Origin of the sequence: Sphaerisporangium siamense (assembly GCF_014205275.1) — a bacterium.
Lineage (GTDB): Bacteria > Actinomycetota > Actinomycetes > Streptosporangiales > Streptosporangiaceae > Sphaerisporangium > Sphaerisporangium siamense.
Map to the genome: position 1 here is coordinate 7,703,100 of NZ_JACHND010000001.1, position 15,554 is coordinate 7,718,653.

Genomic DNA, 15,554 nt, shown 5'->3' on the forward strand with positions numbered 1-15,554 from the left:
GCGAGCAGCCTAGCCGCCCGCCGCCGGGCGGGTCCCGTGGCGCGGCCCTCCGCGGGAAGGCGGAGGACCGCGCGTGGGCTACTTGTTGGTGGGGAACCCGAGGTTCACGCCGCCATGGCTCGGGTCGGGCCAGCGCGAGGTGACGACCTTGCCGCGCGTGTAGAAGTGGACGCCCTCGGTGCCGTGCACGTGGGTGTCCCCGAACAGCGAGGACTTCCACCCGCCGAAGCTGTAGAACGCCATCGGCACGGGGATCGGCACGTTGACGCCGACCATGCCGACCTCGACCTCGTTCTGGAACCGCCGGGCCGCGCCGCCGTCGTTGGTGAAGACCGCGGTGCCGTTGCCGTACTCGACCTCGTTGATGATCTTCAGCCCCTCCTCGTAGGAGGAGACGCGCACGATCGACAGCACCGGGCCGAAGATCTCGTCCCGGTGGACGACCGTCCCCGGGCGCACGTGGTCGATCACCGTGGGGCCGAGCCAGAACCCGGGGGTCTCGGCCGCCGTCGCCCCGCCCTTGACCGGGGTGTCGCGCCCGTCCACCACGAGCTTGGCGCCCTCGGCGACGGCCGTGTCCAGGTAGGAGGCCACCTTGTCGCGGTGAACGCCGGTGACCAGCGGCCCCATCTGCGACTCGGGGTCGTCCCCCGGGCCGACGGTCAGCGCGCCGACCCGTTCGACGATCTTGCCGACCAGCTCGTCGCCGACCGGGTCCACCGCGACGACGACGGAGATCGCCATGCACCGCTCGCCCGCCGACCCGAAGCCGGCGTTGACGGCGGCGTCCGCCACCAGCTCCAGGTCGGCGTCGGGCAGCACGAGCATGTGGTTCTTGGCGCCGCCGAGCGCCTGCACCCGCTTGCCGTGCCGGGTGCCGGTCTCGTAGACGTACCGGGCGATCGGGGTGGAGCCGACGAACGACACCGCCCGCACGTCCGGGTGCTCCAGCAGCCGGTCCACGGCCGCCTTGTCGCCCTGGACGACGTTGAACACGCCGTCGGGCAGGCCCGCCTCCTTCCACAGCCGGGCCATCAGCAGCGACGCCGACGGGTCGCGCTCGGAGGGCTTGAGGACGAACGCGTTGCCGCAGGCGATGGCGACCGGGTACATCCACATCGGGACCATGGCCGGGAAGTTGAACGGCGTGATCCCGGCCACCACCCCCAGCGGCTGGCGGATCGAGAAGGAGTCGACGCCGGTCGAGACGTTCTCGGAGAAGCCGCCCTTGAGCAGGTGCGGGATGCCGCAGGCGAACTCCACGACCTCAAGGCCGCGCGCCACCTCGCCGAGCGCGTCGGAACGCACCTTGCCGTGCTCGGAGCTGATCAGCTCTGCCAGCTCGCCCCGGTGGGCGTGCATCAGCTCGCGGAACCGGAACAGCACCTGCGTACGCTTCATCAGCGAGGCGTCCCGCCAGGCGGGGAAGGCCGCCGCCGCGGCGGCGACCGCCGCGTCGACCTCCTCGGCCGAGGCCAGGTCCACGTGCCCGGCGACCTCGCCCGTCGCCGGGTCGAAGATCTCCGACCGTCTGCCGGAGCCGCCCGGCGCCTCCGCGCCGCCGATCCAGTGCACGGCCCGCTTGAGCCCCGTCACCTGCCGACCTCCTCGTTGATCGTCTCCAGCGCGGTGACGATGATGCCGAGGCCCTCGCGCGCCTCGTCGTCGGTGAGCGTCAGCGGGGGCGCCATGCGCAGCACGTTGCCGTACAGGCCGCCCTTGCCCGCGAGCAGGCCGAGCTTCTTGGTCTCCTCCATGAACCGGCCGGCCAGCGCGGGCGCGGGGGCGCCGGTGGCGGGGTCCACGAGTTCGAGGGCGAACATCAGGCCCTTGCCGCGGACGTCGCCCACGATCGGCAGCCGGTCCTTGGCCTCGCGCAGCCCGCCGAGCAGGATCTCGCCGGTGACGGCGGCGCGGGACTGCAGGTCGTGGTCGAGGACGTAGTCGAGGGTGGCGTTGGCGGCGGCCATCGAGATCGGGTTGCCGCCGAAGGTCGCCAGGCCGATGGCGTGCGGGCCGTCCATGAGGTCGCCGCGGGCCACCACGCCGCCGACCGCGAAGCCGTTGCCGAGGCCCTTGGCGAAGGTCATCATGTCGGGCGTCATGCCGTGGTTCTGGATGCCGAAGAAGGCCGAGCCGGTGCGGCCCCATCCGGTCTGCACCTCGTCGGAGATGAAGAGGATGCCCTCCTCGTCCAGGACCTCCTTGTACGCCTTGAACAGGCCGTCGGGCGCCATCGTGAACCCGCCCACGCCCTGGATCGGCTCGGCGATGAGCGCGGCCACGTCGTTGGACACGGCCGTGGCGAGCACGTGGCGCAGGTCGGCGACGCAGACGTCGATGTACTCGGCGTCGGACAGGCCGCGGAACTGCGGCAGGTGGCGGTCGGCGCCGTGCAGGAAGTGGACGTTCAGCGGCGAGAGCGCGTTGTTCTTCCAGCTCCGGTTGCTGGTGACGGACAGCGCGCCGAAGCTGCGGCCATGGTAGCTCTGCCGCATGGCGAGCACCTGGTCCGATTTGCGGGCGTAGGTGGCGAGCAGCAGGGCCGTCTCGTTGGCCTCGGTGCCGGAGTTGGTGAAGAAGACCTTGGCGTTCTCGATGCCCGACAGCCTGGCGATCTTCTCGGCCAGTTCGACCTGGCCGCGCAGCAGGTAGACGGTGCTGGTGTGCACCACGCCGGTGGAGAGCTGGCGCTCCACGGCCTCGCGCACCTCGGGCACGTCGTACCCGATCATGTTGGTGAGGATTCCCGCGAAGAAGTCCAGGTAGGTATGGCCCTCTGCGTCGACGACGCGGTTGCCCTTCCCTCGCACGATCTCGATGGGCTCGTCATAGTAGATGGACAACCAGTTGGGCATGACCGCCCGGTGCCGGGCGAAAAGGTCGGACATAACCTGATTATGTCGATTCATCGCCATCGGCCCTACCCCCAACATGTCGGCTTACCGCGAAAACACCTTACACGGTGACAACCCCCATCTTCTGATGTCCTCCTTTCAGGACACCAAGATGTCCTGACATAACGGTCAAGCCGTCCGGCGACGGAGCATCACGTAGGCGAGCACGCCCGCGGCGATCCCGAGCGCGGCGCCCACCCACGCGCCGAAGGACATCGCGGCCACGAACGCCTCCTTGCCCATGCGCACGACGTCCGGGACGCCCGTCGCCAGCGCACCGTCGATGGAGTGCCTGGCCGCGGCCGGGGCGTCCCCGGGCATCCGGGCGGTGTAGACGCCGGCGAGCACGCTGCCGAGGACGGCCACGCTGAGCGCCATGCCGACCTGCTGGACGGTGTCGTTGAGCGCGGAGCCCACCCCCGCGTGCTCGGGCGGCACGGCGCCGAGCAGGGTCGCGTACGCAGCGGGCCCGGCGAGGCCGCCGCCGATCCCCATGATGAGCAGTCCCGTGATCAGCTTGCCGTACCCGTCGGACGGCCCCATGAGGCCGAGGACCACGAACCCGCCCGCCATGACCACCATGCCGGCCGCGATCAGCGCCCGGTTGCTGACCCGCTGCCCGAGCCCCGCGCCGACCGCGTTGAACACCGCCGCCGCCACCGCGTACGGCAGCAGCGCCAGACCGGCCCGCATGGGCCCGTAGCCGAGGACGAACTGCAGGTACTGGGTGAGCATCAGCAGCAGCGCCCCGGTGCCGAAGGACAGCAGCACGACCGAGAACGAGGAGCCGCGGAAGTCGGGGTTGCGGAACAGGTCGAGCGGGATCATGGGATGGTCCGAGCGCCGCTCCCAGAGCACGAAGGCCGCGAGGGCGGCCACGCCGACCGCGACGCCGGCGATGGTGCCGGCCGAGGTCCATCCCGACCGGGGGGCGGCGATCACCGCGTAGATCACGCCGGTCATCCCGATGATCGACAGCACCGCGCCGACCGGGTCGACGCGGCGCGCGGGGGCGCGGGACTCCGGCATCAGCAGCACCGCGGCGACGATGGCGACGATCGCGATGGGCACGTTCAGCAGGAACACCGAGCCCCACCAGTAGTGTTCGAGCAGGAAGCCGCCGAGGGTGGGCCCGGCGATCACGCCGACCATGGCGACGGCGCTCCACGCGGCGAACGCCTTGCGCCGCTCGCTCTCGTCGAAGACCGTGATCACGATCGACAGGGTGCTCGGCATGAGGACGCAGCCGCCGACGCCCATCAGGGCCCGCGCGCCGATGAGCTGCCACGGCTCCTGCGCCAGCGTCGCCACCAGCGAGGCGCCACCGAAGATGGCGAGCCCGATGATGAGGAAGCGCCGCCGTCCGAACCGGTCCGACAGGCTCCCCGCGGTCAGCAGCAGGCCGGCGAACACCAGGATGTAGGCGTCGATGATCCACTGAACGTCCGCGGGAGACGCGCCGAGGTCGCGGATGAGGGAGGGGATCGCCAGGTTCAGCACGGTGTTGTCGACGACGAGCACCAGCAGGCTGACGCACAGCACGCCGAGGATCCACCAGCGGCGCGGGTTCTTCTCGGGCACGTCGCCGGCCCCAAGGTCTCGCACAGTGTTCGATGTCACTCGCACAGCGTACGATACAACCCGAACGGTGTGCGAGTGGTTTTATCCTTGAGTGGACGAAGGAGGCCACGTGGCGACCAAGCCCTACAGGTCGGTCTGGGCCCGCGACACCGCGCCCAAGCCCGGCCGCGAGCAGCCCGCGCTCAGCCGCACGCAGATCGTCCGCGCGGCGATCGAGCTGCTCGACGCCGAGGGCCTGGACTCGCTCAGCATGCGCAGGCTCGGCGCCCGGCTCGGCGCGGGCGCGACCAGCATCTACTGGCACGTCGCCACCAAGGACGACCTGCTGGAGCTGGTCCTCGACGAGGTCTACGCGGAAGACGGGTTCCCCGGGGCGGTCGCGTCCCCGACCTGGCGCGAGGCGGCCACGCGGTTCGCCTACGGCCTGCGCCAGGCCCTGTTCCAGCACCCCTGGGCGGCGCAGCTCGTCTCCGCCATGCCGAGCATCGGGCCGAACGCCCTGAAGGTCATGAACAACCTGATGACCGCCTTCGGGAAGGGCGGCTTCACCGGCAGGACCCTGGACTACGGCGTCGCCGCCGTGGTCGCCTACACCCTGGGCGCCACCACGCCCGAGGTCGGCCTGCTCACCAAGGTGGGCGGCACCGAGGCCGCCGAACAGAAGTGGTACGACGCCATGCAGGAGCAGGTCGAGGTCGCGGCGGCCGACTATCCGGAGCTGCGGTGCCGCTACGCCGGCTACGCCCCCAGCGAGATAGCGACCACGAGGGCGCTCAGCTTCGAGTTCGGGCTGACCTCCATGCTCGACGGGCTGGAAGCCCGGCTGCGCCGCGACGAGGACGGCCGGGAGATCCACAGGGCGGCCGGCGAAGGGGCCGGAACACCCTCCCCCGCCGATCACTCCGCGTGACCGTCACAAGCCTCCGCGAGACCGTTCCCCTGCACCGTCACCGCCGGAACGCCCTCTGACGTACCAGGTGGGAGGCACTGTGTCAGGTAGTGCACCGTCAGTCTTACACCCTGATCGGCTACGCTCGGACATATGCTACCGACCCTGGCCGACGTCCTCGCACTGGACGCCGTCCGCCGAGGCAGCCCGCGCATCGTCGCCGGCGCCGACCGGTTGGACACCCGCGTCCGCTGGGTACACGTCGGCGAGGTCAGCGACATCGCCCACCTCCTGCGTGGCGGGGAGCTGATCCTCACCACGGGGGTCGCACTGCCCGAGGAGCCCGACAAGCTGGCCGACTACATCGCCGACCTCGCCGCCGTCGGCGCCTCCGGCCTCATCGTCGAACTCGGCCGCAGGTTCATCCGCGAGCTGCCCCACGCGGTCGTCGAGTCCGCCGAGCTGCACGGCCTCCCGCTCGTCACGCTCACCCGCGAGACCCCGTTCGTCCAGATCACCGAGTCGGTGCACGCCCGCATCATCGACATCCAGCTCGAAGAGCTGCGCGCCTCCGAGCAGCTGCACGAGGTGTTCACCGAGCTGTCGGTCGAGGGCGCCTCGCCGGCCGAGGTGCTCAGCCAGGTCTCGCGCCTGTCCGCGCGGCCCGCCTTACTGGAGAACCTCGCCCACCAGGTGCTCGCCTGCGAGACCGCCGGCCGCGACACCGGCGTCCTGCTCGCCAACTGGGAGGCGCGCTCGCGCGCGGTCAGCCCCCACGAACGCACCGCCTACGACCCCTCCTCCGGCTGGCTGGTCACCATGGTCGGCGCGCGCGGCCACGACTGGGGGCGGCTCATCATCATCTGCGAGGAGCCGCCCGGCCCCCGCGATGTCGTCCTCGCCGAGCGCGCCGCGACCACCCTCGCCCTCGGCCGCCTCCTGGAGCGCCACCAGGAAAGCCTGGAGCGCCAGGCCCACGGCACGATCATCACCGGCATTCTCACCCACGCCTACGCCGACCCCGACGAGGCCGCCGCCCGGGCTCGCGCGGTGGGCGTGCCCCTCACCGGCAGGAAGCTCATCAGCGTCGTGCTGCGGCTCACCGACGCCGCCGACACCGCGCTCAACCTCCAGGCCCAGCTCGGCGAGCTGGCCGAGGCCGCCGCCGCCGCCTGCCGGGACGCCCGCCTGCCCGCCCTCGTCGGCGCCCTGGACCAGAACCGCGTCGGCGTCCTGCTCCCGCTGCCGCCCCGCACGCCCGCCGAGGCCGCGCTCACCTCGCTGGCCGAGCGCCTGCGCATGGCGTTCGCCACGCCCTTCGTCCTCGCCGCGGGATCGGTCGTCGAGTCGATCAGGGACGTCCGCCGCAGCTTCCTGGAGGCCGAGCAGGTCGCCGAGGCCGCCGCGCGCCAGCCCGACCGCCGCCCCTTCTACCGCCTGCCCGACCTGCGGCTGCGCGGCCTGCTCCACCTCCTGCGCGACGACGCCCGCCTGCAGACCTTCGCCGAGCGCGAGCTCGGCCCCTTACTCGCCCACGACGCCCACCGCGGCGGCGACCTCACCGGCATCCTGCGCACCTACCTCGACGCCGGGCGCAACAAGGCCGTCGCCGCCCAGCGCGCCCACCTGTCGCGCCCGGCCTTCTACGACCGGCTCCGCCGCCTCGAACGCATCCTCGACACCGACCTCGACGACGTCGACTCCTGCTTGTCGCTCCACGTCGCCCTGCTGGCGCTGGAATCATTCAGAAGGGAGACCCGGTGAGCGCGACCGCCATGCGGGCACGTGACCACGGAATCGTCATCGGCGCCGGCACCCCCGGGCCGTACAACGCGATCACCGACGTCACGGGGGTCAGAGTCGGCCACACCACCCTCATCCACGGCGACGGGCCGCGCGTGCGCGGCGAGGGCCCGGTGCGCACCGGCGTCACGATGATCCTCCCGCACGAGGGCTCCGCCTTCGACGAGCCCGTGTACGCGGGCTACCACTGGCTGAACGGCAACGGCGAGATCACCGGCATGGCCTACCTCGACGAGTTCGGCCTGCTCGGCTCGCCGATCGGGCTCACCAACACCGGGTCCGTGGGCGTCGTCCGCGACACCATCGTCGAGCTCGAACTCTCCTCCCGCGACAAGGGACCGCAGGCGTGGTCCCTGCCCGTCGTGGGCGAGACCTGGGACGGCAGGCTCAACGACATCGACGGGCAGCACGTCAAGCCCGAGCACGTCAGGGCCGCCTACGCCGCGGCGACCGGCGGCCCGGTCGCCGAGGGTGCGGTCGGCGGCGGTACCGGCATGATCTGCCACGGCTTCAAGGGCGGCATCGGCACCGCCTCGCGCGTCCTGCCCGAGGCGGACGGCGGCTACACCGTCGGCGTGCTGGTCCAGGCCAACCACGGCATGCGCGATCGCCTCACCGTCAACGGCGTGCCCGTCGGACGCGCGATGGCCGACGTGCCGCGGCCCATGCCGCTCGCGCACGAGGGGGCGGGCTCCATCATCGGCATCGTCGCCACCGACGCCCCGCTGCTCCCCCACCAGTGCCGCAGGCTCGCCCGGCGGGCCGCGCTCGGCGTCGCCCGCACCGGCGGGGCCGGGGAGAACGGCAGCGGCGACGGCTTCGTGTGCTTCGCCACGCACAACCGCGACCTGCCCTCCAACGCCCTCGACGCCGCCCCGCCGCGCACCTTCCCGGTCACGGTCCTGGCCGACGAGTACATCGACCCGCTGTTCTGGGCGACCATCGAGGCCGTCGAGGAGGCCATCGTCAACGTCCTGGTCGCCGCCGAGACCATGACCGGCGCCGACGGCGTCACCGCCCACGGCCTGGACGCCCGGCGCCTCGCCGCCCTGTTGGCCTGACCCTGACCTCACGCGCGAAGGCCCGGGGGCGCACTGCCACCGGGCCTCGTGTAGCGGTATTCGGACAACGGCTCGGCTCCGCCATTCCGGGATGTTGCGGAACGCGCCGCCGCACGTCATCGGGCCAAAACCGGTTCGGCCCCGTTCGCTTTCGCCTTTTCGGCCGCACGAACCGCTTACAGGGCGTGACATAACGGTGCGCATATAGCGGCGAGATAGGACACTGAGGCGATATTTCCCTGATTACGGATGACGCCGGGTTACATTCTCATAGACGTTGGCGTGTTCCCCGGCGCCCGGGCCGCCCCAGCCAAGACCATGGTGCGGCAAGGACGTGATCACCCCCCGGGAGCCTTCGAATGCCGACGCCGCGCCGCCTCACCACCGGTCTCGCCGCTCTGTCCATCCTCGCGACAGGCGCGCCCGTGGCCGCGTCCGCGGAATCGTCAGCCGCCGCGGCGGCTCCCTCCGCCCGCGCCGGGCTGCCGACGACGGCGTTCCCGCTGGGCCCGCGCGCGGTCGCCAAGCAGACGCGCAAGGCCGTCGCCCCCGGGGTCGACCTGTTCACGCTCACCCATGGAAGCGCCACGGACGGCTATACGGTGTCGCTCCTGATGAACGGCAAGGACGTCGGCAAGCGCGCCGACGCCGAGGCGGCGGCGGCCACGGCCGAGGCCGCGGGTTTCCCGGCGACGATCCAGGAGGTCGTCCGCCCGGCGGTCGCCGACTACCGGGAGGGTGTCGGCTATATGGTGCGCCTAGGGTCGTGGTCCCTGAAAGACCGCAAAGAGGCAGATAAAATCGTCAAGCAGCTCAAAGAGGTTGACATCCCGGCGAAGACCGATTTCCTGGGCGATGACGGGATGCAGACCACCGGGCCGTGGGACCTCCGCGTCCTCACCGTCAACCCGCGCGGCTTCCGCGGCAGCTACCGCTCCAGCCTCGGCGTCAGCGTCGCCAAGCGCGAGAAGACGTCCGCGATGGCCAAGCAGGCCAAGGCGCTCGCCGCCGTGAACGGCGGGTTCTTCAACATCCACACCGCCAAGGAGCTCCGCGGGGAGCCCGTCGGCATCTCCGTGGTCGACGGCCGTCTGCTCAGCGAGGCCGTCCCCGGCCGCAGCGCCCTCATCCTCAAGGACCGCACGGCCCGGATCACCGAGCTCAGCACCACCGTCACCGCCGTCTCCTCCGACGGCGAGCGCACCGTCGTGAACGGCGTCAACCGCGCGGCCGAGGCCGACGAGCTCGTCCTGTACACCGAGCAGTTCGGCGCCAAGACCCCCGCCGACGACGGCACCGAGGCCGTCCTCGACGCGACCGGCCAGGTCCTGGAACTGCGCCCCGCCGGCGGAGCCGTCAAGCCCGGAACCCGCGTGCTGCACGGCACCGGCACCATGGCCGACTGGATCTCCTCCCACACCCCCGAGCAGTGGAAGCTGACCATCACCACCAAGGTGAAGGACCTGCGCACCGGCAAGTCCGTCCCCCTCACCCCGCAGACCAGCATCATCGGCGGAGGTGTGGGCCTGGTCCGCAACGGCCGCGAACACATCACCGCTCAGGCCGACGGCCACGCCAACGTCAACATGATCCTCCGCCGCCACCCGCGCACGCTCGCCGGCGTCACCAAGTCCGGCACCCTGATCCTCGCCGTCGTCGACGGCCGCAAGCCCGGCGTCACCGTCGGCGCCTCCATGATCGAAGCCGCCCACCTGATGCTCTGGCTAGGCGCCCGCCAGGCCATCAACCTCGACGGCGGCGGTAGCACCGCCATGATCGTCAACAACAAGGTAGTAAACCACCCCAGCGACGGCCCAGAACGCCCCGTAGGCGACGCCCTCCTCCTCGTCCCCTAGCCCTTCTCCTTGGCACCGCGTCAGCAGAACGCAGCTCGGTGAAGCCCGGCCCCCACAACGGCGCCCAGCCCGGCCCTCCCACAGCACGCGGTGCGTACGGGACTGGATGGCCTACTACGGAGCCTTCTACCGCCATGCGCTGTATCCCCTGATCCATCGCATTAACACCTGTCGGCTGCGATGGATCATGAACAAGTACAAGAAGCTGAGCAACTAGAAGAAGGCCCAAAGGAAGGCGCGTCAGCACCTAGGAAACACAGCCCGAGCCATAGGCGAGGCCCACTTCCCGGCGGAGCACCACAACTCTGCGCCCCTGCTGCTCCGCTTCTCAGGCGCCGCGTCGGCGGGGTGCAGGTCGGCGGAGCCCGGCGCCCATGACGGCGCCCAGCCGACCCTTCAGCAGTACGCGGTGCGAGGAAGGCGCGTCAGCGCCTGGTAAACACAGCCCGAGCCGGAGGCGAGGCCCATTCCCCCGCGCAGCCCCGCATTCACCTCTGAGAGTCCGGCGTTCCGTCCACTGCCACTTCCTGGCACAGCCCTCGTCTTGACAGTCATCTAGCGTTGTCGGAGCCTTCCAGCAGGTGCCGTCTCCGTGCTCTTCCCTTCCGCACTCTTCTCGGTCATGCTCCTTCCGTTCGCGTGCTAGCTTCTCTTCGGCGCCGCGTCGGCGGGACGCAGGTCGGTGGAGCCCGGCGCCCACAACGGCGCCCAGCCGGCCCTCCCGCGGTACGCGGTGCCGGGGGGAAGGCGCGTCAGCGCCTGGAACACAGTCCGAGCCGAGGGCGAGGCCCATTTCCCGGCGCAGCCCCGCAGCCGCTTCCTATCGCCTGTGCAGCCCCGCGTTCACTTGTAAGTGGACCCCGGCATCTGCTCCCGCTTCATGGTCAAGGACATCCGCTTCTGGGTCCAGCTCGTCGTTCGCTCCCACACCACGCCGGCACGCTCTTCTCCGGTTCCCCAGTCCCAGCGCAGCCGCATTCACCTCTCAGAGTCCGGCGTTCCCTCCGCTGCCATCGCCTGGCTCATGCCTCCGAACCTCTCCGCGCTCTTCCCGCTCGAACGCGAGCTTCTCTTCAGCGCCGCGTCGGCGGGGTGCAGGTCGGCGGATCCCGGCGCCCATGACAGCGGCCGACCGGCCGCGTTCTGCGGTACGCGGTGCGAGGGGAAGGCGCGTCAGCGCCTGGGAAACACAGCCCGAGCCGAAGGCGAGGCCCATTCCCCGGCGCAGCCCCGCACTACCTCTCAGAGTCGGCGTTCCCTCCGCCGACCTCATCGCCTTGGCGCATGTCTCCGAACGGCCTCCGAACGCCTCCACGCTCTTTCCGTTCCGCGCTCGCTGTTTCCCCGTTCCGTGCTCTCTCGTTCGGGTGCGAGCTTCTGTTCAGCGCCGCGTCGGCGGGGTGCAGGTCGGCGGAGCCCGGCGTCCATGACGGCGCCCAGCCGGCCCACCCGCAGTACGCGGTGCGAGAGGACGGCGCGTCAGCGCCTGGGAAACACAGCCCGAGCCGGAGGCGAGGCCCGTTCTGAGGCGTGCCTCGGCGTGCTCGTTCTCCTGACAGGCCGGCGGTCGTCGCGGGCAGGGGGGGGCGGGCCGCCGTCAGGGGCGCCGGGATTGACCGACCTGCGTCCCGCCGACGCGGCGCCTGCAACGAAACCCTGCGTGGCGAAGGAGAGAAGTCCCGGAGTTTGTGACAGGAACGCACGAAAGAAAAGTCTCGGAGACCACGAATGAAAAAGTCCTGGAAATGCAGGAAGGGCCACCCGTGGAGCACGAAGCTCCTGGATGGCCCTACCCTGCATTATTCGAAAGATTGTCCGGCGGTGTCCTACTCTCCCACACCGTCCCCGGTGCAGTACCATCGGCGCTGGAAAGCTTAACTTCCGGGTTCGGAATGTAACCGGGTGTTTCCCTTCCGCTAAAACCGCCGTAACCCCGTGAAACAACCAACCGAGCACACCACCCACCAACACACCATTACCGGTGCCTGTTGGTTGGTGTGGGTCTCAGGTTTGATGTCTCTGAGATCACACAGTGGACGCGAGCACCACCCGCACAGCAGCGGGTGTTGTTGCTTTGTGGTCAAGTCCTCGGCCTATTAGTACCGGTCAGCTCCACACCTTACGATGCTTCCACACCCGGCCTATCAACCCAGTCGTCACCTGGGAGCCTTACCCCCCTCACAGGGGTGGGAGACCTCATCTCAAGGCAGGCTTCCCGCTTAGATGCCTTCAGCGGTTATCCCTCCCGAACGTAGCCAACCAGCCATGCCCTTGGCAGAACAACTGGCACACCAGAGGTTCGTCCGTCCCGGTCCTCTCGTACTAGGGACAGCCCCCTTCAAGTCTCCTGCGCGCGCAGCGGATAGGGACCGAACTGTCTCGCGACGTTCTAAACCCAGCTCGCGTACCGCTTTAATGGGCGAACAGCCCAACCCTTGGGACCTACTCCAGCCCCAGGATGCGACGAGCCGACATCGAGGTGCCAAACCATCCCGTCGATATGGACTCTTGGGGAAGATCAGCCTGTTATCCCCGGGGTACCTTTTAGCCGTTGAGCGACGGCGCTTCCACAAGCCACCGCCGGATCACTAGTCCCAGCTTTCGCTCCTGCTCGACCCGTCGGTCTCACAGTCAAGCTCCCTTGTGCACTTACACTCGCCACCTGATTGCCAACCAGGCTGAGGGAACCTTTGGGCGCCTCCGTTACCCTTTAGGAGGCAACCGCCCCAGTTAAACTACCCACCAGACACTGTCCCCCACCCGGATCCACGGGCGCGGGTTAGACATCCAAAACGACCAGAGTGGTATTTCACCAATGACTCCACCACCACTAGCGTGACAGCTTCACCGTCTCCCACCTATCCTACACAAGCCGTCCCAAACACCAATGTCAAGCTGTAGTGAAGGTCCCGGGGTCTTTCCGTCCTGCTGCGCGTAACGAGCATCTTTACTCGTAGTGCAATTTCGCCGGGTCTGCGGTTGAGACAGCGGGGAAGTCGTTACGCCATTCGTGCAGGTCGGAACTTACCCGACAAGGAATTTCGCTACCTTAGGATGGTTATAGTTACCACCGCCGTTTACCGGCGCTTAAGTTCTCACCTTCGCCTGCGTTACCACAAGCTAAGCGGTCCCCTTAACGTTCCGGCACCGGGCAGGCGTCAGTCCGTATACATCGTCTTACGACTTCGCACGGACCTGTGTTTTTAGTAAACAGTCGCTTCCCCCTGGCCACTGCGACCCCCACCAGCTCCGGACGCACGGTCCATCACCAGCGAAGGCCCCCCTTCTCCCGAAGTTACGGGGGCAATTTGCCGAGTTCCTTAACCACAGTTCACCCGATCGCCTCGGTATTCTCTACCTGACCACCTGAGTCGGTTTAGGGTACGGGCCGCCGGCACACTCACTAGAGGCTTTTCTCGGCAGCATGGGATCACCCACTTCACCACAATCGGCTCGGCATCACATCTCAGGATAATAGAGCGCGGATTTGCCTACGCTCCTCCCTACATGCTTACCCCAGGAACAACCATCGCCTGGGATGGGCTACCCTCCTGCGTCACCCCATCGCTTACCTACTACCAGATCAGGCCAGGCGTTCACCCTCACCCACACCCCGAAGGGCGTGAGGGGTTAAGGACCCTTAGTATCACTGGATTCGATATGGGCGCGTGCCCGCGGGTACGGGAATATCAACCCGTTGTCCATCGACTACGCCTGTCGGCCTCGCCTTAGGTCCCGACTTACCCTGGGCGGATTAACCTAGCCCAGGAACCCTTGGTCATCCGGCGCAGAAGTTTCTCACTTCTGATTCGCTACTCATGCCTGCATTCTCACTCGCACAGCCTCCACGATTGGGTCACCCCACCGCTTCACCGGCTGCACGACGCTCCCCTACCCACCCACACACCTGGATGCGACAAAGCCGCACCGGGCTACACGTGTGAGTGCCACGACTTCGGCGGCGTACTTGAGCCCCGCTACATTGTCGGCGCGGAATCACTTGACCAGTGAGCTATTACGCACTCTTTCAAGGGTGGCTGCTTCTAAGCCAACCTCCTGGTTGTCACTGCGACTCCACATCCTTTCCCACTTAGCACACCCTTAGGGGCCTTAGTCGGTGGTCTGGGCTGTTTCCCTCTCGACCACGGAGCTTATCCCCCGCAGTCTCACTGCCACGCTCTCACTTACCGGCATTCGGAGTTTGGCTGACGTCAGTAACCCGGTAAGGCCCATCAGCCATCCAGTGCTCTACCTCCGGCAAGAAACACGCAACGCTGCACCTAAATGCATTTCGGGGAGAACCAGCTATCACGGAGTTTGATTGGCCTTTCACCCCTACACACAGATCATCCCCCAGGTTTTCAACCCTGGTGGGTTCGGTCCTCCACACGGTCTTACCCGCGCTTCAACCTGCCCATGCGTAGATCACTCCGCTTCGGGTCCACAGCATGCGACTACAAACGCCCTATTCAGACTCGCTTTCGCTACGGCTCCCCCACACGGGTTAACCTCGCCACACACCATGACTCGCAGGCTCATTCTTCAAAAGGCACGCAGTCACATCACAACCATCCCGAAGGACGGTTACGCTCCTACGGCTTGTAGGCACACGGTTTCAGGTACTATTTCACGACCCCTCACCGGGGTGCTTTTCACCTTTCCCTCACGGTACTCGTGCACTATCGGTCATCAGGGAGTATTCAGGCTTACCAGGTGGTCCTGGCAGATTCACACAGGATTTCTCGGGCCCCGTGCTACTTGGGATCCCCTCAAGAAGCCGACACGATTTCACCTACCCGGCTCTCACGGTCTACGGCGCCCCTTCCCAGAGGCTTCGGCTATCGCAACGGTTTATCACTCCTCGGGAGAACGGCAGCCCTCCCACGAAGGTCCCACAACCCCACACACGCAACACCTGCCGGCTATCACACGCGCATGGTTTAGCCTCATCCGCTTTCGCTCACCACTACTCACGGAATCACATTTTGTTTTCTCTTCCTACGGGTACTGAGATGTTTCACTTCCCCGCGTTACCACCAACCGCCCTATACATTCAGACGGCGGCGACACCACATGACTGGTGCCAGGTTTCCCCATTCGGACATCCCCGGATCAACGTCTGGTTGGCGACTCCCCGAGGCTTAACGCAGCCTCCCACGTCCTTCATCGGCTCCTGATGCCAAGGCATCCACCGTGTGCCCTAAAAAACTTGGCCACAAAGATGCTCGCGTCCACTATGCAATTCACAAACAACAAACGAGACCACCAGCCCAACCCGCCACCAAACACCCACACCACCCAGCAGCCCAACCCCCCACAACAGAAGGAGAAGAACCAAACGCCGGACACGTGAGCCGGTATGACAGAAGACCGGTCCCGACCGAGAAGAACAACCACCGCACAAGCAACGAGACCGCCACCGCGACCAGACGAAATCCGGTCACCCCAGCGGCCCCGCGCAAACGGC

General features: G+C 68.0%; 7 protein-coding genes, 2 rRNA genes and 1 pseudogene. 5 read left to right on the forward strand and 5 right to left on the reverse strand.

What is annotated here, in order from left to right; genetic code table 11:
- Positions 1-78 precede the first annotated feature (78 nt).
- The 3 genes from BJ982_RS34870 to BJ982_RS34880 form a co-directional block, all read right to left on the reverse strand.
- Entirely contained in the window at positions 79-1,596 is a 1,518-nt protein-coding gene (locus tag BJ982_RS34870; protein WP_239123182.1) for a CoA-acylating methylmalonate-semialdehyde dehydrogenase, read from the reverse strand.
- The gene (locus BJ982_RS34875; protein ID WP_184887238.1) at positions 1,593-2,891 is read right to left on the reverse strand and encodes an aspartate aminotransferase family protein; all 1,299 of its coding nucleotides are present in this window, start codon (positions 2,889-2,891) and stop codon (positions 1,593-1,595) included. The genes BJ982_RS34870 and BJ982_RS34875 overlap by 4 nt, the downstream gene beginning before the upstream one ends.
- A 135-nt stretch (positions 2,892-3,026) precedes the next feature.
- The gene (locus BJ982_RS34880; RefSeq protein WP_239123181.1) at positions 3,027-4,517 is read right to left on the reverse strand and encodes an MFS transporter; all 1,491 of its coding nucleotides are present in this window, start codon (positions 4,515-4,517) and stop codon (positions 3,027-3,029) included.
- Positions 4,518-4,587: 70 nt separating this feature from the next.
- Between BJ982_RS34880 and BJ982_RS34885 the strand changes: the two genes are divergently transcribed.
- From BJ982_RS34885 to BJ982_RS41060, 5 genes and pseudogenes are all read left to right on the forward strand, one after another.
- A complete protein-coding gene (locus BJ982_RS34885; RefSeq protein WP_184887240.1) occupies positions 4,588-5,388 on the forward strand; it encodes a TetR/AcrR family transcriptional regulator in 801 nt (266 codons plus the stop codon).
- A 132-nt stretch (positions 5,389-5,520) separates the two neighbouring features.
- On the forward strand, positions 5,521-7,131 hold the full coding sequence (locus BJ982_RS34890) for a PucR family transcriptional regulator (protein ID WP_184887242.1): 1,611 nt from the start codon (positions 5,521-5,523) through the stop codon (positions 7,129-7,131).
- Positions 7,128-8,231, forward strand: coding sequence for a DmpA family aminopeptidase (locus BJ982_RS34895; protein ID WP_203959233.1), 1,104 nt, complete (start codon positions 7,128-7,130; stop codon positions 8,229-8,231). Before BJ982_RS34890 ends, BJ982_RS34895 begins: the two co-directional genes overlap by 4 nt.
- A gap of 359 nt (positions 8,232-8,590) precedes the next feature.
- Positions 8,591-10,087, forward strand: a complete 1,497-nt coding sequence (locus BJ982_RS34900) for a phosphodiester glycosidase family protein (protein ID WP_184887244.1) — start codon at positions 8,591-8,593, stop codon at positions 10,085-10,087.
- Positions 10,088-10,187: 100 nt separating this feature from the next.
- Positions 10,188-10,304, forward strand: a pseudogene (locus BJ982_RS41060) (hypothetical protein); the annotation flags it as partial.
- A gap of 1,596 nt (positions 10,305-11,900) precedes the next feature.
- On the opposite strand, the gene rrf reads toward BJ982_RS41060, so the two are convergent.
- Positions 11,901-12,017: ribosomal RNA gene (rrf, locus tag BJ982_RS34910) — 5S ribosomal RNA — on the reverse strand.
- A gap of 146 nt (positions 12,018-12,163) precedes the next feature.
- Positions 12,164-15,302: ribosomal RNA gene (locus tag BJ982_RS34915) — 23S ribosomal RNA — on the reverse strand.
- Between the last annotated feature and the right edge of the window lie 252 nt (positions 15,303-15,554).

Coding starts and splice junctions, on each gene's coding strand:
- BJ982_RS34875 (WP_184887238.1), bottom strand. CDS start 2,891: ATGTCCGACCTTTTCGCCCGGCACCGGGCGGTCATGCCCAACTGGTTG.
- BJ982_RS34890 (WP_184887242.1), top strand. CDS start 5,521: ATGCTACCGACCCTGGCCGACGTCCTCGCACTGGACGCCGTCCGCCGA.
- BJ982_RS34900 (WP_184887244.1), top strand. CDS start 8,591: ATGCCGACGCCGCGCCGCCTCACCACCGGTCTCGCCGCTCTGTCCATC.